This is a genomic window from Vibrio sp. Sgm 5 (genome assembly GCF_026241575.1).
Taxonomy (GTDB): domain Bacteria; phylum Pseudomonadota; class Gammaproteobacteria; order Enterobacterales; family Vibrionaceae; genus Vibrio; species Vibrio jasicida.
The window spans coordinates 66,968-89,310 of the sequence record NZ_JAPHPY010000022.1 but is presented as its reverse complement, the minus strand read 5'-3'; the positions used below and the strand labels follow the sequence as shown (position 1 = coordinate 89,310).

25 protein-coding genes and 1 rRNA gene are annotated in these 22,343 nt (G+C 46.1%); 14 read left to right on the top strand and 12 right to left on the bottom strand.

Features of this window, described 5'->3' with window-relative positions:
• Nucleotides 1-67: ribosomal RNA gene (locus OQJ86_RS13910) — 16S ribosomal RNA — on the bottom strand; the annotation flags it as partial.
• Nucleotides 68-560: 493 nt separating this feature from the next.
• Here OQJ86_RS13910 and OQJ86_RS13905 point away from each other — a divergent pair.
• Nucleotides 561-1,112: a gamma carbonic anhydrase family protein gene (locus OQJ86_RS13905; RefSeq protein WP_045416833.1), complete on the top strand. Its 552-nt coding sequence runs from the start codon at nucleotides 561-563 to the stop codon at nucleotides 1,110-1,112.
• A gap of 14 nt (nucleotides 1,113-1,126) precedes the next feature.
• Here OQJ86_RS13905 and OQJ86_RS13900 read toward each other — a convergent pair whose 3' ends face one another.
• The 4 genes from OQJ86_RS13900 to OQJ86_RS13885 all read right to left on the bottom strand — a co-directional run bounded on the left by OQJ86_RS13900 (nucleotide 1,127) and on the right by OQJ86_RS13885 (nucleotide 3,835).
• Complete coding sequence (locus tag OQJ86_RS13900) at nucleotides 1,127-1,390, bottom strand: DUF1488 domain-containing protein (protein ID WP_038896204.1); 264 nt, start codon at nucleotides 1,388-1,390, stop codon at nucleotides 1,127-1,129.
• Nucleotides 1,391-1,393: 3 nt separating this feature from the next.
• A complete protein-coding gene (aroE, locus tag OQJ86_RS13895) occupies nucleotides 1,394-2,227 on the bottom strand; it encodes a shikimate dehydrogenase (RefSeq protein WP_265988115.1) in 834 nt (277 codons plus the stop codon).
• Between the two features lie 98 nt (nucleotides 2,228-2,325).
• Entirely contained in the window at nucleotides 2,326-3,243 is a 918-nt protein-coding gene (hemF, locus tag OQJ86_RS13890; protein WP_095760630.1) for an oxygen-dependent coproporphyrinogen oxidase, read from the bottom strand.
• 34 nt (nucleotides 3,244-3,277) lie between these two features.
• Complete coding sequence (locus tag OQJ86_RS13885; RefSeq protein ID WP_045464462.1) at nucleotides 3,278-3,835, bottom strand: L-threonylcarbamoyladenylate synthase; 558 nt, start codon at nucleotides 3,833-3,835, stop codon at nucleotides 3,278-3,280.
• 200 nt (nucleotides 3,836-4,035) lie between these two features.
• Between OQJ86_RS13885 and purE the strand changes: the two genes are divergently transcribed.
• The gene (gene purE / locus OQJ86_RS13880; protein ID WP_045401089.1) at nucleotides 4,036-4,521 is read left to right on the top strand and encodes a 5-(carboxyamino)imidazole ribonucleotide mutase; all 486 of its coding nucleotides are present in this window, start codon (nucleotides 4,036-4,038) and stop codon (nucleotides 4,519-4,521) included.
• 4 nt (nucleotides 4,522-4,525) lie between these two features.
• Nucleotides 4,526-5,659 (top strand): 5-(carboxyamino)imidazole ribonucleotide synthase, encoded by a 1,134-nt coding sequence (locus tag OQJ86_RS13875; RefSeq protein ID WP_265988113.1) that lies wholly within the window; start codon nucleotides 4,526-4,528, stop codon nucleotides 5,657-5,659.
• Nucleotides 5,660-5,724: 65 nt separating this feature from the next.
• Here OQJ86_RS13875 and OQJ86_RS13870 read toward each other — a convergent pair whose 3' ends face one another.
• Genes OQJ86_RS13870 through OQJ86_RS13855 form a run of 4 tightly spaced genes read right to left on the bottom strand, consistent with a single transcriptional unit; the run spans nucleotide 5,725 to nucleotide 8,987 of the window.
• Complete coding sequence (locus OQJ86_RS13870) at nucleotides 5,725-6,294, bottom strand: type I DNA topoisomerase (protein ID WP_042602425.1); 570 nt, start codon at nucleotides 6,292-6,294, stop codon at nucleotides 5,725-5,727.
• Between the two features lie 23 nt (nucleotides 6,295-6,317).
• Complete coding sequence (locus OQJ86_RS13865) at nucleotides 6,318-6,797, bottom strand: DUF494 family protein (protein ID WP_038870148.1); 480 nt, start codon at nucleotides 6,795-6,797, stop codon at nucleotides 6,318-6,320.
• 2 nt (nucleotides 6,798-6,799) lie between these two features.
• Nucleotides 6,800-7,909 carry a DNA-processing protein DprA gene (dprA, locus tag OQJ86_RS13860; protein ID WP_265988112.1) on the bottom strand — a complete coding sequence of 370 codons (1,110 nt, stop codon included), beginning with the start codon at nucleotides 7,907-7,909 and terminating at the stop codon, nucleotides 6,800-6,802.
• Nucleotides 7,893-8,987, bottom strand: a complete 1,095-nt coding sequence (locus OQJ86_RS13855; RefSeq protein WP_265988111.1) for a LysM peptidoglycan-binding domain-containing protein — start codon at nucleotides 8,985-8,987, stop codon at nucleotides 7,893-7,895. The genes dprA and OQJ86_RS13855 overlap by 17 nt, the downstream gene beginning before the upstream one ends.
• 138 nt (nucleotides 8,988-9,125) lie before the next feature.
• On the opposite strand from OQJ86_RS13855, the gene def reads away from it, so the two are divergent.
• The 6 genes from def (at nucleotide 9,126) to OQJ86_RS13825 (ending at nucleotide 15,549) form a co-directional block, all read left to right on the top strand.
• The gene (gene def, locus OQJ86_RS13850; RefSeq protein WP_038870153.1) at nucleotides 9,126-9,644 is read left to right on the top strand and encodes a peptide deformylase; all 519 of its coding nucleotides are present in this window, start codon (nucleotides 9,126-9,128) and stop codon (nucleotides 9,642-9,644) included.
• Nucleotides 9,645-9,677: 33 nt separating this feature from the next.
• Entirely contained in the window at nucleotides 9,678-10,625 is a 948-nt protein-coding gene (gene fmt / locus OQJ86_RS13845) for a methionyl-tRNA formyltransferase (RefSeq protein WP_265988110.1), read from the top strand.
• An 82-nt stretch (nucleotides 10,626-10,707) separates the two neighbouring features.
• Nucleotides 10,708-11,991: a 16S rRNA (cytosine(967)-C(5))-methyltransferase RsmB gene (rsmB, locus tag OQJ86_RS13840; protein ID WP_265988109.1), complete on the top strand. Its 1,284-nt coding sequence runs from the start codon at nucleotides 10,708-10,710 to the stop codon at nucleotides 11,989-11,991.
• Nucleotides 11,992-12,055: 64 nt separating this feature from the next.
• Nucleotides 12,056-13,432 (top strand): Trk system potassium transporter TrkA, encoded by a 1,377-nt coding sequence (gene trkA / locus OQJ86_RS13835; RefSeq protein ID WP_010444684.1) that lies wholly within the window; start codon nucleotides 12,056-12,058, stop codon nucleotides 13,430-13,432.
• Nucleotides 13,433-13,441: 9 nt separating this feature from the next.
• Entirely contained in the window at nucleotides 13,442-14,887 is a 1,446-nt protein-coding gene (locus OQJ86_RS13830) for a TrkH family potassium uptake protein (RefSeq protein ID WP_265988108.1), read from the top strand.
• Nucleotides 14,888-14,913: 26 nt separating this feature from the next.
• Nucleotides 14,914-15,549, top strand: coding sequence for a DUF3157 family protein (locus OQJ86_RS13825; RefSeq protein ID WP_265988107.1), 636 nt, complete (start codon nucleotides 14,914-14,916; stop codon nucleotides 15,547-15,549).
• A 36-nt stretch (nucleotides 15,550-15,585) separates the two neighbouring features.
• On the opposite strand, the gene trhA is transcribed toward OQJ86_RS13825, so the two are convergent.
• Nucleotides 15,586-16,239 carry a PAQR family membrane homeostasis protein TrhA gene (gene trhA / locus OQJ86_RS13820; protein ID WP_038870163.1) on the bottom strand — a complete coding sequence of 218 codons (654 nt, stop codon included), beginning with the start codon at nucleotides 16,237-16,239 and terminating at the stop codon, nucleotides 15,586-15,588.
• A gap of 72 nt (nucleotides 16,240-16,311) precedes the next feature.
• Entirely contained in the window at nucleotides 16,312-17,118 is an 807-nt protein-coding gene (locus OQJ86_RS13815) for a sporulation protein (protein ID WP_038870165.1), read from the bottom strand.
• A gap of 295 nt (nucleotides 17,119-17,413) precedes the next feature.
• Here OQJ86_RS13815 and OQJ86_RS13810 point away from each other — a divergent pair, with 295 nt between their 5' ends.
• The 5 genes from OQJ86_RS13810 to OQJ86_RS13790 all read left to right on the top strand — a co-directional run bounded on the left by OQJ86_RS13810 (nucleotide 17,414) and on the right by OQJ86_RS13790 (nucleotide 21,375).
• The gene (locus OQJ86_RS13810) at nucleotides 17,414-17,581 is read left to right on the top strand and encodes a hypothetical protein (protein WP_010645766.1); all 168 of its coding nucleotides are present in this window, start codon (nucleotides 17,414-17,416) and stop codon (nucleotides 17,579-17,581) included.
• Nucleotides 17,582-17,703: 122 nt separating this feature from the next.
• Nucleotides 17,704-17,970, top strand: a complete 267-nt coding sequence (locus tag OQJ86_RS13805) for a YihD family protein (RefSeq protein ID WP_038870166.1) — start codon at nucleotides 17,704-17,706, stop codon at nucleotides 17,968-17,970.
• 310 nt (nucleotides 17,971-18,280) lie between these two features.
• A complete protein-coding gene (ccoG, locus tag OQJ86_RS13800) occupies nucleotides 18,281-19,702 on the top strand; it encodes a cytochrome c oxidase accessory protein CcoG (protein WP_265988106.1) in 1,422 nt (473 codons plus the stop codon).
• 48 nt (nucleotides 19,703-19,750) lie between these two features.
• Nucleotides 19,751-20,737, top strand: a complete 987-nt coding sequence (locus tag OQJ86_RS13795) for a serine/threonine protein kinase (RefSeq protein WP_265988118.1) — start codon at nucleotides 19,751-19,753, stop codon at nucleotides 20,735-20,737.
• Between the two features lie 35 nt (nucleotides 20,738-20,772).
• The gene (locus tag OQJ86_RS13790) at nucleotides 20,773-21,375 is read left to right on the top strand and encodes a thiol:disulfide interchange protein DsbA/DsbL (RefSeq protein WP_038870173.1); all 603 of its coding nucleotides are present in this window, start codon (nucleotides 20,773-20,775) and stop codon (nucleotides 21,373-21,375) included.
• Nucleotides 21,376-21,438: 63 nt separating this feature from the next.
• Here OQJ86_RS13790 and OQJ86_RS13785 read toward each other — a convergent pair whose 3' ends face one another.
• Nucleotides 21,439-22,317 carry an acyltransferase gene (locus tag OQJ86_RS13785; RefSeq protein WP_039976002.1) on the bottom strand — a complete coding sequence of 293 codons (879 nt, stop codon included), beginning with the start codon at nucleotides 22,315-22,317 and terminating at the stop codon, nucleotides 21,439-21,441.
• Between the last annotated feature and the right edge of the window lie 26 nt (nucleotides 22,318-22,343).

The window sequence follows — 22,343 nt, the reverse complement described above, 5'->3', positions numbered from 1 at the left end:
GCTCGACTTGCATGTGTTAGGCCTGCCGCCAGCGTTCAATCTGAGCCATGATCAAACTCTTCAATTTAAGATTTTGTCGGCTCAATGAATACTGAACATTACATAAGTAATGTTTGAATTGACTGTGCTGAATCTTTCGATTCAATGGTCACTTCGTTTCATTGAAACCTAATTTGAAGCCGAAGCTTCTAATTGGATTATCATCAACGAGTGCCCACACAGATTGATAGGTCTATATTGTTAAAGAGCTTTCCTATTGAGCTTTGCTCAAGTCGGACGGCCATTTTAGCGAGTTAAAGTTTAGTGTCAATCACTTTTTTTCAAACTTTTTTCAAGCGTTTCCGCTTGGCTAATTGGCTTGCTAACTTGGCTTTCGTTTCTTTCGAAGCGTTGCCGTGTCAGCGAGGTGGCATTATAGAGATTGCGATCACATTGGCAAGCCCTTTTTCTCGTTTTTTTTTGATTTTTTTATCGTTTGAATGTTTTTTATTCTAAAAGGCGAGTTTTTGCTACTCTTCTCACCAGATATCACCGTTATTAACGCTTTATAAGGAGTAAAGATGAGTTCAATGAGAAGTTATAAAGGTATACGTCCTCAGTTGGGCGAACGTGTATATGTCGACTCAACCTCTGTTTTAGTCGGTGATATCCGAATTGGCGATGATTCTAGTATCTGGCCATTGGTCGCAGCTCGTGGCGATGTAAACCATATCCATATTGGAGAGCGAACCAATATTCAAGATGGCAGCGTACTTCATGTAACTCATAAAAACGCAGAAAACCCCAAAGGCTACCCACTCATCATTGGTAATGATGTCACCATAGGTCACAAAGTGATGCTGCATGGCTGCGAGATCCACGATCGCGTCTTAGTCGGTATGGGCGCTATTGTCTTAGACAACGTGGTAGTGGAATCAGATGTGATGATTGGCGCAGGAAGTTTGGTGCCACCAGGGAAGATATTAGAAAGTGGCTACTTATATGTTGGAAGCCCAGTAAAACAAGCTCGCCCTCTATCAGATAAAGAACGAGCTTTCTTGCAAAAGTCTGCCAACAACTATGTGCAGAACAAAGACGATTACATTAACGAAGTAGAAGACATCAATGAGTAGTCAGGTATAGTCAGCTAATCGATAATGATATGGCCTTCTTCATCGAAGGCTTCATCTTCTATTAGCTCTTCGGCGATTTCTTCTAGATCGAATCGGTAATCAGTAAACACTTTAATTGCCGCTTGCTCAGTTTCAATCAGTGAACCACTGAGCTTTTCTAACTTTTGTTTTGTTACATAGCACTCAATCAACGCACCAGATTGCTGCGCAGCAAAATTTATCGATTGCGATGCTTCATCCCAAGACTGCATGTCAGGGAATAGGATAGATTGATTCATTGATTATTGACCTTCAAGATTCTTTCTTAGTTCTCTGAGAATTTGTTTGGCACCAGGACGTAAGCCACGCCAGAGCATGAAGCTTTCTGCAGCCTGCCCAACCAGCATTCCAAGACCGTCATACGCATGAGCGGCACCATTTTCTCTTGCCCATAAGTTAAAGCTCGTCACCCCTTTGCCATAAATCATGTCATAGCTTGTACTGTTAGCGGCAAAGATAGAGGAAGAGATAGCAGGCAGTTCACCACTAAGAGAAGCAGAAGTAGAGTTAATGATGACATCATACTCTTCATTAATACTTTCCATCTCTTTGGCGACGATAGGGCCACGAGAGACAAACAGCTCAGCAAGCTCCTGCGCTTTGCTAAAGGTACGGTTGGTAATAGTTACGGAAGTCGGCTTTTGATCGAGCAATGGCTTAATAACACCACGAGCGGCACCACCAGCACCAATAATTAGGATTCGCGCACCTTCCAATACAACTTGGTGCTGAAGCAGATCTTGCACGAGACCTGCACCATCGGTGTTGTCACCAATGATTTCACCATCATCTAACTTCTTGAGGGTGTTCACTGCGCCCGCCAACTGAGCACGCTCAGTCAAACGGCTAGCAAATTGATAAGCATCTTCTTTAAATGGCATGGTGATGTTGCAACCTCTACCACCTTCAGCAAAAAACACCTTCGCCGCTTCGATAAAACCATCAATAGGAGCGCTTTCTGCGGTATACACCAAAGACTGATTGGTTTGGCGTGCAAACAAGGTGTGTATGAACGGTGACTTACTGTGCCCGATAGGGTTACCAAACACGGCATAGCGATCAATTTGCTGAGTCATTTCCTTACCTTCATTCCTTACTATATAGAAAAAACAGGGCCATCTGATTACAGATGACCCTATCACTATCTATCTATATAGAAAAGGAGATTCAGTGCTTACCAATCACGTGGGTTTAGGTATCGCTCGTAAAGCTCTGCTTCTGGAGAACCTGCTTGTGGCTCGTAGCTGTATTCCCAACGAGCAAGAGGTGGCATTGACATCAATATCGACTCTGTACGCCCGCCACTTTGTAGACCAAACAGAGTACCGCGGTCATACACAAGGTTGAATTCAACGTAGCGACCACGGCGGTATAGTTGGAATTCACGCTCACGCTCACCGTACTCAATGCCTTTACGACGAGATACAATCGGCAGGTAAGCTTGGCAATATCCTTCGCCAACCGCTTTGATGTAGTCAAAACACTTGTCGAATTCCCACTGGTTTAGGTCATCAAAGAACAGACCACCAACACCGCGAGTTTCATTACGATGTGGTAAGAAGAAGTATTTGTCACACCATGCTTTGTGCTCTGCGTAAACGTCGTCACCGAATGGCGCACAAAGCTGTTTTGCTGTGTCGTGCCATGATTGGCAATCTTCTTCAAATGGGTAGAAAGGCGTTAGGTCAAAACCACCACCAAACCACCAAATTGGGTCTTCGCCATCTTTCTCTGCAATAAAGAAGCGGACATTGGCATGTGAAGTCGGTACATAAGGGTTTTTAGGGTGAATAACCAAAGAAACACCCATCGCTTCAAAACGACGACCCGCTAACTCTGGACGATGCGCCGTCGCGGATGCTGGCATTTCATTACCTTCGACATGAGAGAAGTTCACCCCTCCTTGCTCGAAGATATGACCATCACGCAATACGCGAGTGCGGCCACCGCCACCAAGACGCTCTCCTTTTTCACGTTGCCATGCATCTTCGACAAAGACGGCCTTTCCATCTTCTTGTTCTAGTTGCTGACAAATGGAATCCTGAAGTGACATCAAGAACTGCTTTACGGCGTGCTTATCGATTGCTGACATACGTGTAGTACCTATTGATTGCTGACTAGCAGGGTTAGCCCTGTCTTAATATTTGCGAGGTTTTAGCATCACGGATTTCACTCGGCTTGTCACGACCACTGGTTTTACCACGTAAGATCGCCACAAGTCGGTCACCTAACTGTTCTTCGACTTCTTCCGTCGTCATACAAGGAGGCAGACCTGTAAGATTCGCGCTGGTAGAGGTTAGCGGCTTTCCGAACGCATTACACATCTTTTGTACCAAAGGATGATCCGTCACACGTACGGCAATCGAATCAAATTGACCCGATACCCAGTGAGAGACTTTGTCACTCGCGGGCATAATCCAAGTGTATGGCCCAGGCCACGTTGCGTGGACTTTATCTAACTGCTCTTGAGTCAACTGAGATTCATCAACATAAGGCAAAAGCTGCTCATAGTTTGCCGCAATTAAGATTAAGCCTTTCTCTACTGGACGCTGTTTTAGCTCTAGCAGTTTTTGAATCGCTTCTGGGTTATCTGGGTCACAGCCAACACCAAACACGCCCTCTGTTGGGTAGGCGATCACTTCGCCTGTTTGTAGTGCTTCTAGCACCTGTTCAAAGTTCTCCACTGATGACTTCCTGATAATCTTATTTGTTGTGTTTGTACTAAGTGTACAAATATTCATTCTTAGAGACTAAAGCAATTTGTTTATAAAATGTATCAATAGCATTTACAAACGCACGCAAACGTTTGCTTGAGGTGAAAATCCCCGTATAATGCGCACAAATTTATCAGCTCACCTAATTTTGCAGCTTGAAGGAGTTTGAGATGAAAGTCGGTATCATCATGGGTTCTAAATCAGATTGGCCAACCATGAAACTAGCAGCGGACATGCTGGATCAATTTGGCGTGTCTTACGAAACAAAGGTGGTGTCAGCTCACCGTACTCCTCAATTATTGGCTGATTACGCAAGCAGTGCGAAAGAACGTGGCATTAAAGTCATCATCGCAGGTGCGGGGGGTGCAGCTCACCTACCAGGCATGGCGGCGGCGTTTACCAGCGTACCTGTACTTGGCGTTCCAGTTCAGTCTCGTGCACTAAAAGGCATAGATTCGTTGCTTTCTATCGTACAGATGCCAAAAGGCATTGCGGTTGGCACATTGGCGATTGGTGAAGCAGGCGCAGCAAACGCAGGCATTCTGGCTGCTCAAATCCTTGGTACACATGATGAGGCGATCATGGCAAAAGTCGAAGCGTTCCGTAACGAACAAACGGAAACTGTTTTGGCGAACCCAAACCCTGCTGAGGATTAATCAGATGCATGTACTGGTTCTTGGTGCGGGCCAATTGGCTCGTATGATGTCTCTGGCTGGTGCGCCACTGAATATTCAAATCTCAGCTTACGATGTGGGCAGTGGTAACATCGTTCATCCACTGACTCAGCATGTACTAGGTAACGGCTTAGAGAATGCGATTGAACAAGTGGACGTCATTACTGCTGAGTTCGAGCATATCCCACATGACGTGCTTGATGTGTGTGAAGCCAGTGGTAAGTTCCTACCAAGTAAGCAAGCCATCAAAGCGGGTGGTGATCGCCGTATTGAGAAAGCATTGCTTGATGATGCAAACGCACGTAACGCGAAATACTACGTAATCGAAAATCGTGAAGACTTTGACCGCGCAATTGAACACGTTGGTATGCCAATGGTTCTGAAAAGTGCGTTGGGTGGTTACGATGGTAAAGGCCAGTGGCGCTTAAAAGAAACTTCTCAAGTCGAAGGCATTTGGACAGAGATGGCAGAGTGCATCGCGGCAGCAAAGACTCAAGCAATTGTTGCTGAGGAATTTGTCCCTTTTAACCGCGAAGTTTCACTGGTTGGTGCTCGCGGTAAAGATGGCAGCGTTGAAGTGTACCCACTTGCAGAAAACGTCCATACCAATGGTGTATTGAGTCTTTCTACTGCGATTGATGCACCGGAACTGCAAGAACAAGCAAAGCAGATGTTCACTGCCGTTGCCAATAGCTTGAATTACGTAGGCGTGTTAGCTCTGGAGTTCTTTGACGTTGACGGCACGTTGCTGGTTAATGAAATCGCACCACGCGTACACAACTCTGGCCACTGGACTCAACAGGGTGCTGAAACCTGTCAGTTTGAGAACCACCTACGCGCAGTATGCGGCATGCCGTTAGGCAGCACGAAATTAGTTCGTGAAACCTCGATGATTAATATTCTTGGTGAAGACACAGTGCCAGAAACATTGCTAGCAATGGACGGTTGCCACATTCATTGGTACGGCAAAGAAAAACGTGCGGGTCGCAAGATGGGTCACATCAACGTGTGCGGCGATTATACTGGCGAGCTGAATCGTAAACTGTGTGCATTGGCAGATGTTCTCGATGAAGAAGCCTTCCCTTCAGTGCATGAATTCGCTAAGCAGTGGCAAGCGTAGAAATATTTCTGAATAAATAGCAAAAGGGTCGCATCGTGCGGCCCTTTTTTAATTAGAGCTGAAGGCTATTGTGATTGAGTATGCTGGCACTTACGACTTGCGCATTGCAGTTTAACCCCGCTGGCAAGCTTCTTTTCTACCAACAAGGTAAATCCACATTCCTCGCAGCGGCCTCTTACAGGCGGCAAGTTCACCGCAAACTTGCACTTCGGATAGTTATCACACGCGTAGAATGTTTTACCAAATCGGGTTTTACGCTCAACCAAATGTCCTTTGCCACATTCAGGGCAAGCGTGTTGCTCTTTCGCTTGCTGCTCTGGCTCAGGTTGGTTAATCGACTCAATATGATGGCATGCTGGGTAATGGCTACAGCCAACGAACATACCGTAGCGCCCTTGGCGCAATACCAGCTCATTACCGCAATCCGGGCAAGGCACGCCCAACTCTTTTACGATGTGGCCATCATTGCTGTGTAGCGGCTTGATATAATCGCAACTTGGATAATGGCTACAACCTAAAAACGGGCCATGCTTACCGTGTTTAAGAGAGACTTCCCCACCACATTTAGGACAAGGTTCGCGCTCAAGCGCATGCTCATGTGCCGAGAAAAGGTTGTGATCGATTTTACTACTCATACTCATCGCTCAAGCAGAAGATATTAATGAAGAATACCTTGTTCCTTGGTGTATAGCAGCTCTTCCATCAGCGTGTAGGCGTTTTCGTTGCCCGGCACATTAAACAGCACCATAAGAATGATCCATTTCAGGTCTTCAAGCTCAAATTCATGAGTTTCTAGCCCCATCACACGATCAATAACCATTTCGCGAGTTTCCGTAGTCAGAACATTGATTTGCTCTAGAAACAATAGAAAACCACGACATTCAAGATCCAAACGCTGCATCTCAGACGATGTATAAATACGGGTCGATGCCGCTGCAATGCAAGTCGAGATAGCAGAATGTGCGTCACTTTGTTGCAACGCCGCCAGCTCTTCTAACCAGACAAGGGCTTTGTAGATGTCTTTTTGTTGGAAACCTGCACGAAGCAACTCATCTTCCAACTCGTCTTGATCGACCTGTAAATCTGCATCGCTATGGATGTAGGTTTCAAATAGATACATAAGTATATCCATCATCATAGCTAGCCCCTCCCCTTTCGAATATAGCCACCGGATACTGCAACAACATGCCCTGAAAGCTCAAGCTCTAAGAGCTGCATCATGACTTCTTGGACAGGTATATTGGTCCTGTTTGCAAGAATATCAACTGGTGTAGCCTCATTTCCTACGTTAGCTAACAGCTGAGGAAATGGCAATTCTTCTTCATCAATTGGCGCAGAAAATAAATCTAGGCTCTGATTAATAGACCAATCAAGCAGTGACTGTATTTCATTTAACACGTCTTGAGTAGTTTGTACGAGACAAGCACCGTTACGAATCAATTGATTACCGCCACTCGCATTGGGCGAATGAATAGAGGCAGGAAGCGCAAATACTTCACGACCTTGTTCCAGAGCATAACGAGCAGTAATCAAGGAGCCACTTTTTTCCGCCGCTTCCACCACCAATACACCCAACGACAAACCACTAATAATTCGATTGCGACGTGGGAAGTTTTCCGCACGAGGTTTCGCGTTTGGACGAAACTCCGAAACTAGGGTGCCATTCTCCATGACACGCTGCGCTAAACCACGATGCCTGGCGGGGTACACTTGCTCCAACCCAGAACCTAAGACAGCTATAGTTTTACCGCCCGCCATAAGCGCACCATCATGAGCATGGCCATCAATACCCAAAGCCAAGCCACTGGTCACGATCAGATCATGTTGTACGAGTTCTGAAGCAAAGCTACGAGCATGTTGCAACCCATCCACACTAGCATTACGACTACCAACCATGGCGATTTGCGGTTGAGACAAACAGCTCGCATCTCCTTTTACAAATAATAAAGGAGGTGGCGCGACCGTTTGTTTGAGAAGTGGGGGATAAAGTGGATTCGCCAAGGTGAAAATAGAGTGATGGGAGGAGGATGCTAACCAAGTTAAACAAGCATCGACTTCTTTATCGACCTCAGACCATGCTTGTAACTGTTTCATCGTCAACCCAAGGCGGAGAAGCTGTTCAGTCGAGTACTGGACAATGTTATTCGGCGTGTCTTTGGTCAGCAGCTTATTCATCTTAACCCCGCCAATGCCTGGTAAGCAGCTGAGCTTTAACCAGGCAGCGAGGTCGGTATCATTGTGTGGTTGCATTGGTAGTCGATTCCTCTACCAGAGGAGAAACCACAGATACCTCTTTGTTGATTGGCTTCGTGCTATTGGTGATCAGAGCAAGACTGAAATACTCATACGGGCAAATCACTAACAACTCCCCAACTTTGCTCTGTGGTAAGGTAATTTTCGTATCGAGCAAACCATTATCTTTGGCAAAGTCATCACCGTCTTTGAATACTGGGTGTGCGTCTTCTTTCAAATCAAACACACTGCCTTGGCGAAGCGCATCCGATGTGCCTTTATCTATCACCACAACTTGGTTGGTCGAGCTATAACGGATACCTTCAATATTCCCCAATAATTTCGCAGAAGAGCCTTGTGGTGATGGTAACGGATAGAATGTTGCAGAGAAATTACCGTTATCAAGAACTTGAACTGGCAAAGCAATGTCGTTACGGACAATCTCTTGCAATTGCGTGGTGATCTTCAGACCAGAAAATTCACTCGACGCCTCGACCAACTCACCTTTAGCAATCAAACGTAATGCCGTGATTTGCTTTGATACATCATCTCGCGAGAAGGTTTCTACAGGTCGATAGATAGCCCATCCTGCCGAAGTTTGCTCACCACTAATATACAGCGTGTCTTCCGCAGTAAGGAATTTGTTGCCTTTACTGCTGCCCATCACTTTGGCTGCATTTTCTAATGTTTCATCATCCACTAAGCGATCGGATTTCAGATAAGGCATCACCAACCCTTCCGCAACCGTCGGTACCGCTTTTCTTTCCGTGATACGCGCTTGAGGGCTAAGCTTTTTAACCGGCTTTAAACTCAATACCGGTTGGCCATTAATCCAAACCAAAGAGAGCTTATCACCGGGATAAATCAGATGTGGGTTGTCTATTTCTGGGTTTACCTGCCACAAACGAGGCCACAACCAAGGGCTATCCAAATACAAAGCAGAAATATCCCACAGCGTATCACCTTTCACCACAACGTAAGTTTTGGGTGCATCGTCTTTAACGGTAAGTGGTTGGGAGTCCGTGTTTGCTACGGCACTGAAAGAGAAAAGTAACGGCAACGTAATGCGAGAAACGTTGCGGAAAATTCGATTCATGACCCTCGTCCTTGGTCTGTTAGGCAGTTACCGGAATGGAAATTGGTATCAGGATGCTGTCATTTAGGTCATAAAATGTCTAGAATTGAGCCAACAAGGTTTGTGCTGTTACGGCACAGTTCAATATTTCGAGTGAATATGTCTGTATTACAAGTATTAACATTCCCAGATGATCGCCTGCGTACCGTTGCAAAACCTGTAGAAGAGGTGACACCTGAGATTCAAAAAATCGTCGATGACATGATTGAAACCATGTACGACGAAGAAGGTATTGGCCTTGCGGCAACGCAGGTTGATATCCATAAACGTATCGTAGTAATTGATATTTCAGAGACTCGCGATGAGCCAATGGTGCTTATCAACCCTGAGATTCTGGAAAAGCGTGGCGAAGATGGCATTGAAGAAGGCTGTCTGTCGGTACCTGGTGCTCGAGCACTTGTAGCTCGCGCTGCTGAAGTTACCGTTAAAGCCCTAGATCGCGATGGCAAAGAATACACTTTCGACGCTGACGATCTGCTAGCAATCTGTGTTCAGCACGAACTAGACCATCTAATGGGCAAACTGTTCGTTGATTACCTATCGCCACTAAAGCGCAAGCGTATTCAAGACAAGCTAGCGAAAATCAAACGCTTTAACGAGAAACAGCAAAACGCTTGATCTCGATACAATTTAATTAGAAGGAAGTCTACCTTGAGTCAGTCTTTACGTATTGTCTTTGCAGGTACTCCGGATTTCGCCGCCCGTCACTTGGCGGCGTTGTTGTCTTCGGAGCACGAAGTAATTGCGGTTTACACTCAGCCAGACCGCCCTGCTGGTCGCGGTAAAAAGCTTACTGCCAGCCCAGTAAAAACCATCGCGCTAGAGCACGACATTCCGGTTTATCAGCCAGAAAACTTCAAATCAGACGAAGCCAAGCAACAGCTTGTCGATCTAAACGCCGATATCATGGTAGTAGTAGCTTATGGCCTATTGCTTCCACAAGTTGTGCTAGACACACCTAAACTAGGTTGTATCAACGTACACGGTTCGATTCTTCCTCGCTGGCGCGGCGCTGCTCCTATCCAACGTTCAATTTGGGCTGGTGATGCCGAAACTGGCGTGACTATCATGCAGATGGACATTGGTTTGGATACGGGCGACATGCTTAAAATCGCAACATTGCCGATTGAAGCAAGTGACACCAGCGCATCTATGTACGAAAAACTTGCAGGCTTAGGCCCTGATGCTCTGATTGACTGCCTAGCAGACATCGCAACAGGTAATGCTGAGCCAGTGAAGCAAGATGACGAGCTTGCAAACTACGCGAAGAAGCTAAGCAAAGAAGAAGCACGCATTAATTGGAATGACGACGCGGCACACATTGAGCGTTGCGTTCGCGCATTCAACCCATGGCCAATGAGCCACTTTGAAGCGGCTGAAAACAGCATCAAAGTATGGCAAAGCCGTGTGGCGGAACAAACCAGTGACAAGCCAGCGGGCACTATTGTGCAAGCAGATAAAACTGGTATTTATGTTGCGACAGGCAATGGCACACTAGTACTGGAACAACTGCAAGTTCCGGGTAAAAAAGCCATGTCAGTTCAAGATATTCTGAACTCACGTGCATCTTGGTTTGAAGTTGGCACCCAACTGGTTTAAAAAGCCAGACAATAGTGTCAAAGACCAATAATACGAACTTTTAGAGGGCAGAGATGCCCTCCTTTACTTTAAGGTACTCATCATGAATGTTCGCGCTGCGGCTGCCAACGTCTTGTATCTTGTCGTCGACAAGGGCCACTCACTTTCAAGCGCTCTTCCAGCGGCTCAACAAAACGTACGACCACGTGACCACGCTCTTCTACAAGAGATCTGTTACGGCGCTCTACGTTACCTCCCTCGCCTAGAAATGATTGCAAACCAGTTGATGGATAAGCCGCTAAAAGGCAAACAACGCGTTTTCCATCACCTTATTTTGGTAGGCATTTATCAGCTAAGCTTCATGCGTATTCCTGCGCACGCTGCCGTAGGTGAAACGGTTGAAGGTACCAAAGAGCTGAAAGGTCCTCGTCTACGCGGTCTTATCAACGCGGTATTGCGTAACTATCAGCGCAACCAAGAAGAACTAGACCAAATGGCAGTCAGCAACAATGCGGGCAAGTACGGCCACCCAAGCTGGTTACTTAAACTGCTGCAAGAAGCTTACCCAGAGCAGTGGGAAAGCATTGTTGAAGCCAACAACCAAAAAGCGCCAATGTGGCTGCGTGTAAACCACCAGCACCACACTCGTGATGAATACTTAACGCTACTCAAAAATGAAAACATTGATAGCACGCCACACACACAAGCGATGGACGCCCTAAAATTGGCCGCGCCATGTGATGTGATGAAACTGCCGGGCTTTGAAAAAGGTTGGGTATCGGTGCAAGATGCGGCAGCACAGTTGTCGATTAACTATCTTGAACCAAAAGATGGCGAGCTGATCCTAGACTGCTGTGCAGCACCGGGCGGTAAGACGGCGCACATTCTTGAACGTACGTCTGGCAGCGAAGTGGTTGCCATTGACTGCGACGACACACGTCTTAAACGTGTGCACGAAAACCTGAAGCGTCTCAACCTTCAGGCAAAAGTGGTTTGCGGCGATGCGCGTAATCCTCAAGAATGGTGGCAAGGCGAACAATTTGCTCGCATTTTGCTGGACGCACCATGTTCTGCAACGGGCGTAATTCGTCGTCACCCAGACATCAAATGGCTACGTCGTGCTGATGATATTGCCGCACTGGCGGAACTACAGAGCGAAATTTTTGATGCAATGTGGACGCAACTGAAACCGGGCGGCACCATGGTTTACGCGACTTGCTCAATCACACCACAAGAAAACGTGGAGCAAGTAAAAGCGTTCTTAGCACGTACTGCAGATGCGCAACTAGTGGACTCAGATCCCGAACAACCTGGTCGTCAGATTCTACCAGGTGAAGAAGATATGGATGGTTTCTACTACGCAGTGCTAACGAAAAAACACGCGTAACAGCATGCTAAATAGGGCGATTGAAGCGAATTCAATCGCCTTTTTCAGATAACGAGTAAAGAGTATGAAAATCATTATTCTTGGTGCTGGTCAGGTTGGCGGCACATTGGCAGAAAACCTCGTTGGTGAGAATAACGACATCACCATCGTTGATAAAAATGGCGATCGACTGCGAGAGTTACAAGACAAGTACGATCTGCGTGTTGTTAACGGTCATGCTAGTCATCCAGATGTGCTGCACGAAGCTGGTGCACAAGATGCCGACATGCTCGTTGCGGTAACCAATACCGATGAAACCAACATGGCCGCATGTCAGGTCGCCTTCACTCTGTACAATACCCCAAACCGCGTTGCACGTATTCGCTCTCCAGAATATCTGGCAGAAAAAGAAGCCCTATTTAAATCTGGTGCTATTCCTGTCGATCACCTTATCGCACCAGAAGAGCTGGTAACCAGCTACATCGAACGCCTCATCCAATACCCAGGCGCGTTGCAAGTGGTAAGCTTTGCCGAGCAGAAAGTCAGCCTAGTAGCGGTAAAAGCCTACTACGGTGGCCCTTTAGTAGGTAACGCTCTGTCTGCCCTGCGTGAACACATGCCACACATCGATACTCGTGTTGCTGCGATTTTCCGTCAAGGTCGTCCAATTCGTCCGCAAGGCACCACCATCATTGAAGCTGATGATGAAGTGTTCTTCGTTGCGGCAAGTAACCATATCCGCTCAGTAATGAGTGAGCTTCAGCGCCTCGAGAAGCCCTATCGCCGCATCATGATTGTTGGTGGTGGTAACATCGGTGCGAGCTTAGCCAAACGCCTTGAGCAAACCTACAGCGTCAAGCTGATTGAGCGTAACTACCAGCGTGCAGAAAAACTGTCTGAGCAGCTTGAAAACACCATCGTCTTCTGTGGTGATGCGGCAGACCAAGAACTGCTAACAGAAGAAAACATCGACCAAGTAGATGTGTTCATCGCGTTAACCAACGAGGATGAAACCAACATCATGTCTGCGATGTTGGCAAAACGCATGGGCGCAAAGAAAGTGATGGTGCTGATCCAGCGCGGCGCTTATGTTGACCTAGTGCAAGGCGGTGTGATTGACGTGGCTATCTCACCACAGCAAGCGACGATTTCTGCCCTACTGACGCACGTTCGTCGTGCTGACATTGTTAACGTATCTTCTCTGCGTCGTGGCGCGGCAGAAGCGATTGAAGCCGTTGCGCATGGTGACGAAACCACATCCAAGGTGGTAGGTCGCGCGATTGGCGATATCAAACTCCCACCAGGAACCACCATTGGTGCTATCGTTCGTGGCGAAGAAGTTCTTATCGCACACGACCGCACTGTCATCGAACAAGATGACCACGTCGTGATGTTCCTGGTCGACAAAAAGTACGTACCAGACGTCGAAGCGCTGTTCCAGCCGAGTCCATTCTTCCTCTAGGATTTTCCTATGGTCAACTTACGTCCCGTACTGTTTGTTATCGGGCTGGTTTTATCCAAACTGGCCCTTTTTATGTACGTGCCGACTTTGGTCGCGTTTTTCACAGGTACAGGCGGATTCCTCGATTTCGCCCAAGCCGTTGTGATCACCCACCTAGCCGCATTCATCTGTTTGACGATTGGTCGAACCGCTAAATTCAAGCTCAGTGTTCGCGATATGTTCCTCATTACCAGTTTGGTGTGGACCATCGCCAGTGCCTTTGCAGCATTACCATTCGTATTCATCAACCACATTAGCTTTACCGACGCCTACTTCGAAACCATGTCTGGCATCACGACAACCGGTTCTACAGTGCTCAGTGGCTTAGACAACATGGCTCCGAGTATCTTATTGTGGCGATCTATCTTGCAGTGGCTTGGGGGCATTGGCTTTATCGTAATGGCGGTTGCCATCCTACCAATGCTTAACGTCGGTGGTATGAAACTGTTCCAAACCGAATCGTCTGATTGGTCAGACAAAAGTAGTCCAAGAGCCAAGACCGTCGCGAAGAACATCGTATTGGTGTATTTGATGCTGACAGGCTTGTGTATTGTGGGTTATTTGCTGACTGGCATGAACCTGTTTGAAGCCATCAACCACGCCTTCACCACCCTATCTACGGGCGGTTACTCAACATCAGATGGTTCAATGAACCACTTCTCTAATGGCGCACATTGGGTGGCCACCACCTTTATGTTCCTTGGTGGTCTGCCATTCCTATTGTTTGTTGCCGCGTTACGTAAACGCAGTGTCGAAATCTTAATACGAGACGCCCAAGTGCGCGGTTTTGCCTACTTGTTTTTGTTCTCAAGTCTCGTGGTTTCTGCTTGGCTCGTGCTTCGTGATGGTTACACCATTTTGGATGCACTGCGTGTATCCATGTTCAACATCGTCTCTGTCGTTACGACCACTGGCTTTGGTCTAGAAGACTTCACCGCATGGGGCGCCCTCCCAACGACACTGTTTGCCTTCTTAATGATGGCAGGTGCATGTTCGGGCTCGACCTCTGGCGGGATTAAAATCTTCCGTTTCCAGATCGCGATGACGTTACTTAACAAGCAAATCATGAAGCTGATTCACCCATCTGGCGTATTCGTTCAACGTTATAACCAACGCCCAGTGAACGACGATATTGTTCGCTCAGTGGTGGCATTTGGCTTGATGTTCTTTATTACCATTATCTTCATCGCTGGCTGTTTAAGTGCGCTTGGCCTAGACCCTGTGACCAGTATTTCTGGTTCGATTACTGCGGTAGCAAACGTAGGTCCTGGCATGGGTAGCATGATTGGCCCAACAGGTAACTTTGCGCCTTTACCAGACACAGCGAAATGGCTCCTAAGCTTTGGTATGTTAATGGGACGCTTAGAAATTTTGACTATTCTTGTACTGTTCTTCCCGGCGTTTTGGCGTAGATAAGCAGACTTAAAATAAAAGGTATAACAATGAAAACATGGATCACTCTGGCTACCCTACTAGCCACTTCATCCGTTTACGCGGCAGAAGTCGTGAAGCTTGCGGATGGGCGCGAAATAAAACTGAACGACGACTTCACGTGGGAATATGTCGTAAATAAAACAGCACCAAAGGCCGCAGAAACCACACTAGAAAAAGTTGAAGCGGTAGAAGCGGCGGCAGTGGTAGCCTCGACAACAGCCGTAGCAACAGTAGCTGCACCAGACACAACAGCAGAGATAGCGACGATTCCAGTTGTGAACAAGAAAGTCGGAACCACCGTTGTTGTAAACGCGAAGAAGCCAACCATGCAGCTGTCTGATTCAGGTGTGGATGTATTGATTGGCTCGGCGAGCTATGAAGATGGTGAACTGATTTTCCCAACTTCTATCACTAACCAAAGCTCACAATCAGTGATTCAGGTAGAAGTGGAAGTACAGGTATTCGATATGGCTGGCAAACAATTGGCGAAAGAAAACATCACGGTTTGGCAATCTATCAAACGCATGGCAGATACCTACCTTCGCCCACAACAGGCCGAGCAAGGTAAAGCGATTAAGCTGGCATTGCCTAAATCTCAGCAGTACCAGTTCTCTGCAGAAGTGTTAGAAGTGAAAACTCGCTAATATATGGCACATCACTTTGTCGAGTTTATCTTTATGTTAGATAGGCTCGACAAAGTAATAAATCGCAAAGAAGTGACAGACACAACCCGCCAACACAAAGCCATGCCAAATCGCGTGATTAAAAGGAATTCGTTTGGCAACGTAGAAAATCACCCCTATTGAATACACCAAACCACCCGCAGCTAAAAGCGTCAAACCACCAATATCCAGATTTATCGCCAGTTGGTAAATCACAATCAACGATAACCAGCCCATAACCAAATACGTCATCAAAGACAATTTTTTGAATCGATAAACAAACGCGACTTTCATGATGATACCGATCAGAGCAATGGTCCAAATCACAATCATCAACCCAATTGCTAGTGGCGTACGTAGGCTCACTAATAAAAATGGCGTATAGCTACCTGCAATCAGTAGATAAATAGCGCAGTGGTCAAACGTTTTTAGCCAGCGTTTGGCTTTCGGATATGGGATCGCATGGTAAAGCGTGGATGCCAGAAACAAGACAATCATACTCGAGCCGTAGATCGCCATACTGGTAATGGTCAGCGCATCCGCTTGATGATCGAAAGCCTTGATGAGAAGCAGAACCAAGCCAACAATGCCGAAGATCATTCCAATACCATGAGTAATGGAGTTGGCCAGTTCTTCGCCCTGACTGTATTGTGCTTTCTGAGGTGAGGACATGAACGCGCCTATACTAGAGTTTTGAATATTCACTCTAGTATGGCACATTAGGCTTACACGTGTAAGCTTAAATTAGGACTCGTGCGCTGCGGTAGTTTGATCAAGATAGTTGAGCACTAATGAGCCAACATCATCCAATTTAGTATTGATTGGAATACTCAACTCACGTTTTAATTTCCCACTGCCGAGTAGGCTAGCTAACATGCCACGAGCACCACTACGAGTCCGATCAACTTCAAACCATAACTTCAGGTTTGTCTCGTCGCGGTGAGCAACAAACTCCAACTCTCGCCATACTCCGTGATATGGGCCGTCGGTTGGCACCATTTCAAACTCTTGCACAAATGGGAGGTCAAAGCCTTTCACTTCTTCGCACTCCACTTGTCGAATGCGCAAACCTTGCGATTCAAAAGCAGACAAAATGGCATCCATAAGTGGGTCGGGTCTAACAGTGAGAATGTCTTTGTCGGTTGGATCTAGTGCCATGGCGACGTCTAAGCCAGTTTCAAGCCAGACTTGGGCATCACCAATAGTGACAGGTGTGTTCCATGGTACGTCGAGCTTCACGTCAAAGGTGCGCTCTTCACCAGAGTGAATGGTAAATGCATAAGGGAGGTTCCACTTCGCCAAAACATGAGTCTGCGGCACTCTTCGCATACTCTGTCCTTCACGAGCACCACGATCATCTGGGGCTTCTGCGATATAACGACAGCAAAGTTTGAGATCGATATTGTCGATCGCTTGCTCTGTCGCTCCACCATAGACATGGATAGAAACATCCACGCTCTGGCCGGGATATAGCACATCTTGATTCAGGACCGAGTCGACCTTAGCACTACCGATCCCAAAACTTGCCAGTGTCTTCTTCAAAAATGACATATGCACCTCCTTCGTAGAATTCTCATACTACTACTGCTGATCATGGGATCAAAACAAATTTCACCTTGTTCTAAGCTCAAAAACGATAAAATCCATACAATTCAACTGTTCAACTATCGACCAATTATGGCAGGAGTGCTAACCTATACACGATATGCATGCATATCATTATTCCTGATTCATTATTTGGATTGGCGAAAGCCAGAAGAGCCACCCTTCAAGCAGTTGAAGCTCAACTCATAGTGACTCAGGCCATTACATCGGCAATGGATATGCCTGGCAGTTAGGTATCTAAATGCGCCCAACAACAGTCAGGTTCGCACACACTAATCGTAGTGCAATGCGCCGTCGCAGTGGTTTTACTGCTGCGCCAAAGGCAAAACAAGTTGCGCCAACAATGACTCTGGTTGAGAAGACAGCGATTATGCCAAGTGTTCCAAACAAAGTTATTAAAGCAGCTTAATTAAAAAGCGCGGCAGTCACCGCGCTTTTTTCTTTTCTCTCCGCCCTTTCCTATTTGGTGTTCGCCAAGCAATTTGATACCTTTAGTAGCAAATAACACCTATAAATTCTGTGGAGAAAGAAATGAAGTGTCATCGTATTGAAGAGCTGCTTGAGCTACTAGAGCCAGAGTGGCATAAAGATCAAGAAATGAACCTGCTACAGTTCATCGTTAAACTGGCAAACGAAGCGGGTTATGAAGGAAAATTGGAAGATCTGACTGATGATGTGTTGATCTACCACCTCAAAATGCGCAATAGCAGCAAAGACGAAATGATCCCAGGTCTAAAGAAAGACCAAGAAGATGACTTTAAAACCGCCATCCTTCGCGCTCGCGGCATCATCAAGTAAACGGCTCAACACCCAATACTGATAAGCGACTCATTTGAGTCGCTTTTTTTATAACTAAATCAACCAGTTCGAAAAGCCATTTATAACTGTTCAGCCATTTATCAGGTTAACTGTACTGACTTTTGTTGTTAAACGTTGACAGTGTTAAAGAAACGGAATTGTTATTGATTGTATAATCTCCGTTCATCAGTATTTACTAAAATAATTATGCCCAGTCATGATTCACCGTCTGGGCAAAACAGCAATGTCATTGAGCGTCATCAATAGAAATGTCGCCGCACATTATAAGAGCCGAAAGAAGGAAGCGTTCATGAGTCAGGATAAGATCGATATCAAAGATGTGACTCCCAAAACCTTTAATCCCAAAACCCACAAAGGGAATGGGGACCGTTTCAACCCAAGTAATCGTATCTATGTGCGTGAGAGCAAAGGCACCTTTCAAAAGCTACGCCGTTATGGTGGTTGGTTTTTGTTGTTGCTGTTTGCATTGGTTCCGTGGATTCCTTACGGAGAGCGCCAAGCCATTTTGCTGGATATCGGAAACCAGCAGTTCAACTTTTTCGGCACCACTCTGTACCCTCAAGATCTCACCCTGCTTGCCCTGCTGTTTGTGATTTCCGCTTTTGGGTTATTCTTCATCACCACCTTTTTAGGTCGGGTTTGGTGTGGCTATCTGTGCCCACAAACCGTGTGGACCTTCATGTATATCTGGTTTGAAGAAAAGCTAGAAGGCAGCGCCAATAAACGCCGTAAACAAGATTCCAATAAGTTGACCACCAATTTAGCGATACGCAAAACCCTCAAACATATCGCGTGGTTTGCGATAGCCCTTGCGACAGGTTTCACCTTTGTTGGTTACTTCGTACCGATGAAGCAGCTGGTTATCGACTTCTTCACCTTTAATGCCAACTTCTGGCCAGTCTTCTGGGTGATGTTTTTTGCTATTTGTACCTACGGCAATGCAGGTTGGATGCGCTCTATCATGTGTATTCACATGTGTCCTTATGCACGCTTCCAATCCGCCATGTTCGACAAAGATACCTTCATTGTTGGTTACGATACCAAACGCGGAGAAAAGCGTGGCCCTCGCTCACGTAAAGCAGACCATAAACAAATGGGACTCGGTGACTGTATCGACTGTGATTTGTGTGTCCAGGTATGTCCGACCGGCATCGACATTCGTGATGGCTTGCAATATGAATGCATTAACTGTGGTGCATGTATTGACGCCTGTGACAAAACCATGGAACGTATGGGCTATGAAAAGGGTCTAATCAACTACACCACAGAACATCGCCTCTCAGGCAAGAGTACAAAGGTCATGCGTCCCAAACTGCTTGGTTATGGTGCAGTATTATTGGTGATGATTGGCTTGTTCTTCCTCCAAGTCGCATCCGTTGACCCGGCAGGTATGAGTGTACTGCGTGATCGTAATCAGTTGTTCCGCGTTAATAGCTCAGGTGAAGTGGAAAACACCTACACCCTCAAAGTGATCAACAAAACCCAACTAGTTCAAAAGTATGACTTAAACGTGGAAGGCTTGAGTGATGTCAGTTGGTATGGCAAACAAACGATTCAAGTTGAACCTGGAGAAGTTTTGAACTTACCAATGAGCCTTGGCGTTGATCCTGACACGCTAAACTCCGCGATTACGACAATTCAGTTTATACTCACCGATAAGAGCAACGAATTCACTATCGAAGTAGAAAGCCGATTCATCAAGAAGCTATAACTTCGAAGACCAATGGAAAAAGGCTCAGTAATGAGCCTTTTTATTTATATGTCCCAAGGTACTTTCAACTTTGATGCCCTGACGCCCGACTTTATGTGGTACGCGCTAGAGAGCATCGGTATTCGAGCAGAGTCAGGATTTCTTCCTCTCAACAGCTATGAAAACCGCGTATACCAATTCACTGACGAAGAACGCCAACGCTACGTAGTGAAATTCTACCGCCCAGAACGTTGGAGCAATGAGCAAATTCAAGAAGAGCATGATTTCACGCTTGAACTGATCGACAACGAAATTCCCGTCGCCCCACCCGTTCGCATTAATGGTCACACCTTGCATCACTATCAAGGTTACGGCTTTGCTTTGTTTGAGAGTGTTGGCGGTCGTCAGTTTGAAGTGGATAACCTCGATCAATTAGAAGGCGTTGGTCGCTTTTTAGGTCGTATTCATAAAGTGGGAAGCAAACAAGCGTTTCAGCACCGTCCAAGCATTGGTCTACAAGAGTATCTCTACCAACCAAGAGCGATTTTGCAAAACGCCAATATGATCCCAATGCATTTGGAAAATAGTTTCTTCAATGATTTAGACATGCTGATCAAATCACTCGAAAACCACTGGCAAGACGGCTTTAAATCCATTCGTCTGCACGGTGATTGCCATCCGGGTAACATCTTATGGCGTGATGGGCCAATGTTCGTCGATTTAGATGACTCACGTAATGGCCCAGCGGTGCAAGACTTGTGGATGCTACTCAATGGTGAACGTCAAGATAAGCTAATGCAATTGGCCATTGTTTTAGAAGGTTACCAAGAGTTTTGCGATTTTAACTCGGCAGAATTGAAACTAATCGAGCCACTTCGCGGTCTACGAATGGTGCACTATATGGCATGGCTAGCAAAACGTTGGCATGACCCGGCATTTCCGCTCGCTTTTCCATGGTTCAATGAGCCAAAATACTGGGAAGGTCAGGTCCTTGGATTTAAAGAGCAGATTGCCAACTTAGAAGAAGCACCACTGTCTTTAATGCCTCAATGGTAAGTCGGGCCGAACAATTCAAAATGGAGATTATTTAAATGAAAAAGCTGTTCGCACTGTTTTCTATGCTGATGCTTAGCCTGTCGGCACATGCAGCGCAATTCAAAGAAGGTGAACAATACAAAGTATTGGATCTAGAAGCATCAAAGAAGCCTGTCGTTACTGAGTTCTTCTCTTTCTACTGCCCACATTGCAATACGTTTGAACCTATCATTCAGCAGTTGAAGAAGCAGCTACCTGAAGGGGTGAAACTGCAAAAGAACCACGTGTCATTCATGGGGGGCAACATGGGGCCTTCAATGAGCAAAGCTTACGCGACAATGGTTGCGCTCAAAATTGAAGATAAGATGGTACCCGTGATGTTTAACCGCATTCACAACATGCGTAAAGCACCACGTGACGACGCAGAGCTTCGTCAAATCTTCCTAGATGAAGGTGTAGATGCGAAGAAATTCGATGCTGCATTCAAAGGCTTCGCGGTGGATTCAATGGTTCGTCGCATGGACAAGCAATTTGAAAACAGTGGCCTAACTGGTGTACCTGCAGTGATCGTGAACAACAAGTATCTAGTTCAAGCGCAAGGCATCAAATCAACTGAAGAATACTTTGCTCTTGTAGATTACCTACTGACACTTAAGTAATTCGAATTGAAAATGAAAAAGGGGAGCAAGATGCTCCCCTTTTCAATTTAACTTTAGCTCGGATTATTTATGAATATCTTGCAGCAAGATATCTTTCTCTTGCCAAACCTCGCCTAACCATTGCTGGAATTGGCGCTTGTACGGCTTATCATTGAAGTAATCCCCCAATACCTTCTCATCCACAGGCAACACGTTCACACGCACCACAATCTTGGTCATACGGCCCATCAAAATGTCTTTAAATGGTTTATCTGTGTTTTCTGGGTAAGCTAATGTCACATCGATAATGTTCTCAAACTGATCACCCATTGCCGCTAATGTATATGCGATACCACCTGACTTAGGCTGTAATAAGTATTGGTAACCGGCACGGCTCTTACGCTGCTTCTCTTGGGTAAAACGAGTCCCTTCGACATAGTTCACTACTGTGGTCGGAGTATGTTTGAATTTGGAACACGAACGGCGGGTGGTTGCCAAATCTTGACCACGTTTGTGTGGATTACGAATCAAAAACTCCCGCGAATAACGACGCATAAACGGCATATCCAGCGCCCAACAAGCCATTCCGATAAAAGGCACATATAATAGCTGTTGCTTGAGGAAAAATTTTGGCATCGGAATGCGATCTTTAAACACGCAACACAGTACAACAATATCGGTCCAACTAAGATGATTACTGATCAAGAGGTACCAACCATCCTTCTTTAGGTTTTCACCGCCTTCAATATCCCATTCAACGCGATTGAATAAGGCAAGAATACCCATGTTGATGGTGGCCCAAACCCACATCATTTTATTGGCAGCCTCTGTCCCCTTAGCTTTGAGCTTTGCTGTTGGAAGCAAAAGCTTAAAAATAGCAATGATACAAATTGCGATAGAACAAATCGCAGAATTTATAATCACAAAGGAAGCGTTAAAAATGAGTAACAAATATGCCAACATGGTAACCAATCGATAACTTGTGCGCG

Bases quoted from the DNA above. Each gene is read 5' to 3' on its own strand.
- purE (WP_045401089.1), top strand. From the start codon at position 4,036: ATGAAAGTCGGTATCATCATGGGTTCTAAATCAGATTGGCCAACCATG.
- trkA (WP_010444684.1), top strand. From the start codon at position 12,056: ATGAAAATCATTATTCTTGGTGCTGGTCAGGTTGGCGGCACATTGGCA.
- OQJ86_RS13810 (WP_010645766.1), top strand. From the start codon at position 17,414: ATGCGCCCAACAACAGTCAGGTTCGCACACACTAATCGTAGTGCAATG.
- hemF (WP_095760630.1), bottom strand. From the start codon at position 3,243: ATGTCAGCAATCGATAAGCACGCCGTAAAGCAGTTCTTGATGTCACTT.
- OQJ86_RS13805 (WP_038870166.1), top strand. From the start codon at position 17,704: ATGAAGTGTCATCGTATTGAAGAGCTGCTTGAGCTACTAGAGCCAGAG.
- aroE (WP_265988115.1), bottom strand. From the start codon at position 2,227: ATGACTCAGCAAATTGATCGCTATGCCGTGTTTGGTAACCCTATCGGG.
- OQJ86_RS13795 (WP_265988118.1), top strand. From the start codon at position 19,751: ATGTCCCAAGGTACTTTCAACTTTGATGCCCTGACGCCCGACTTTATG.
- OQJ86_RS13825 (WP_265988107.1), top strand. From the start codon at position 14,914: ATGAAAACATGGATCACTCTGGCTACCCTACTAGCCACTTCATCCGTT.
- OQJ86_RS13905 (WP_045416833.1), top strand. From the start codon at position 561: ATGAGTTCAATGAGAAGTTATAAAGGTATACGTCCTCAGTTGGGCGAA.
- OQJ86_RS13790 (WP_038870173.1), top strand. From the start codon at position 20,773: ATGAAAAAGCTGTTCGCACTGTTTTCTATGCTGATGCTTAGCCTGTCG.
- OQJ86_RS13855 (WP_265988111.1), bottom strand. From the start codon at position 8,987: ATGAATCGAATTTTCCGCAACGTTTCTCGCATTACGTTGCCGTTACTT.
- OQJ86_RS13830 (WP_265988108.1), top strand. From the start codon at position 13,442: ATGGTCAACTTACGTCCCGTACTGTTTGTTATCGGGCTGGTTTTATCC.
- rsmB (WP_265988109.1), top strand. From the start codon at position 10,708: ATGAATGTTCGCGCTGCGGCTGCCAACGTCTTGTATCTTGTCGTCGAC.
- OQJ86_RS13875 (WP_265988113.1), top strand. From the start codon at position 4,526: ATGCATGTACTGGTTCTTGGTGCGGGCCAATTGGCTCGTATGATGTCT.
- dprA (WP_265988112.1), bottom strand. From the start codon at position 7,909: ATGCAACCACACAATGATACCGACCTCGCTGCCTGGTTAAAGCTCAGC.
- OQJ86_RS13865 (WP_038870148.1), bottom strand. From the start codon at position 6,797: ATGATGATGGATATACTTATGTATCTATTTGAAACCTACATCCATAGC.
- ccoG (WP_265988106.1), top strand. From the start codon at position 18,281: ATGAGTCAGGATAAGATCGATATCAAAGATGTGACTCCCAAAACCTTT.
- OQJ86_RS13870 (WP_042602425.1), bottom strand. From the start codon at position 6,294: ATGAGTAGTAAAATCGATCACAACCTTTTCTCGGCACATGAGCATGCG.
- OQJ86_RS13785 (WP_039976002.1), bottom strand. From the start codon at position 22,317: ATGTTGGCATATTTGTTACTCATTTTTAACGCTTCCTTTGTGATTATA.
- def (WP_038870153.1), top strand. From the start codon at position 9,126: ATGTCTGTATTACAAGTATTAACATTCCCAGATGATCGCCTGCGTACC.
- OQJ86_RS13900 (WP_038896204.1), bottom strand. From the start codon at position 1,390: ATGAATCAATCTATCCTATTCCCTGACATGCAGTCTTGGGATGAAGCA.
- OQJ86_RS13815 (WP_038870165.1), bottom strand. From the start codon at position 17,118: ATGTCATTTTTGAAGAAGACACTGGCAAGTTTTGGGATCGGTAGTGCT.
- trhA (WP_038870163.1), bottom strand. From the start codon at position 16,239: ATGTCCTCACCTCAGAAAGCACAATACAGTCAGGGCGAAGAACTGGCC.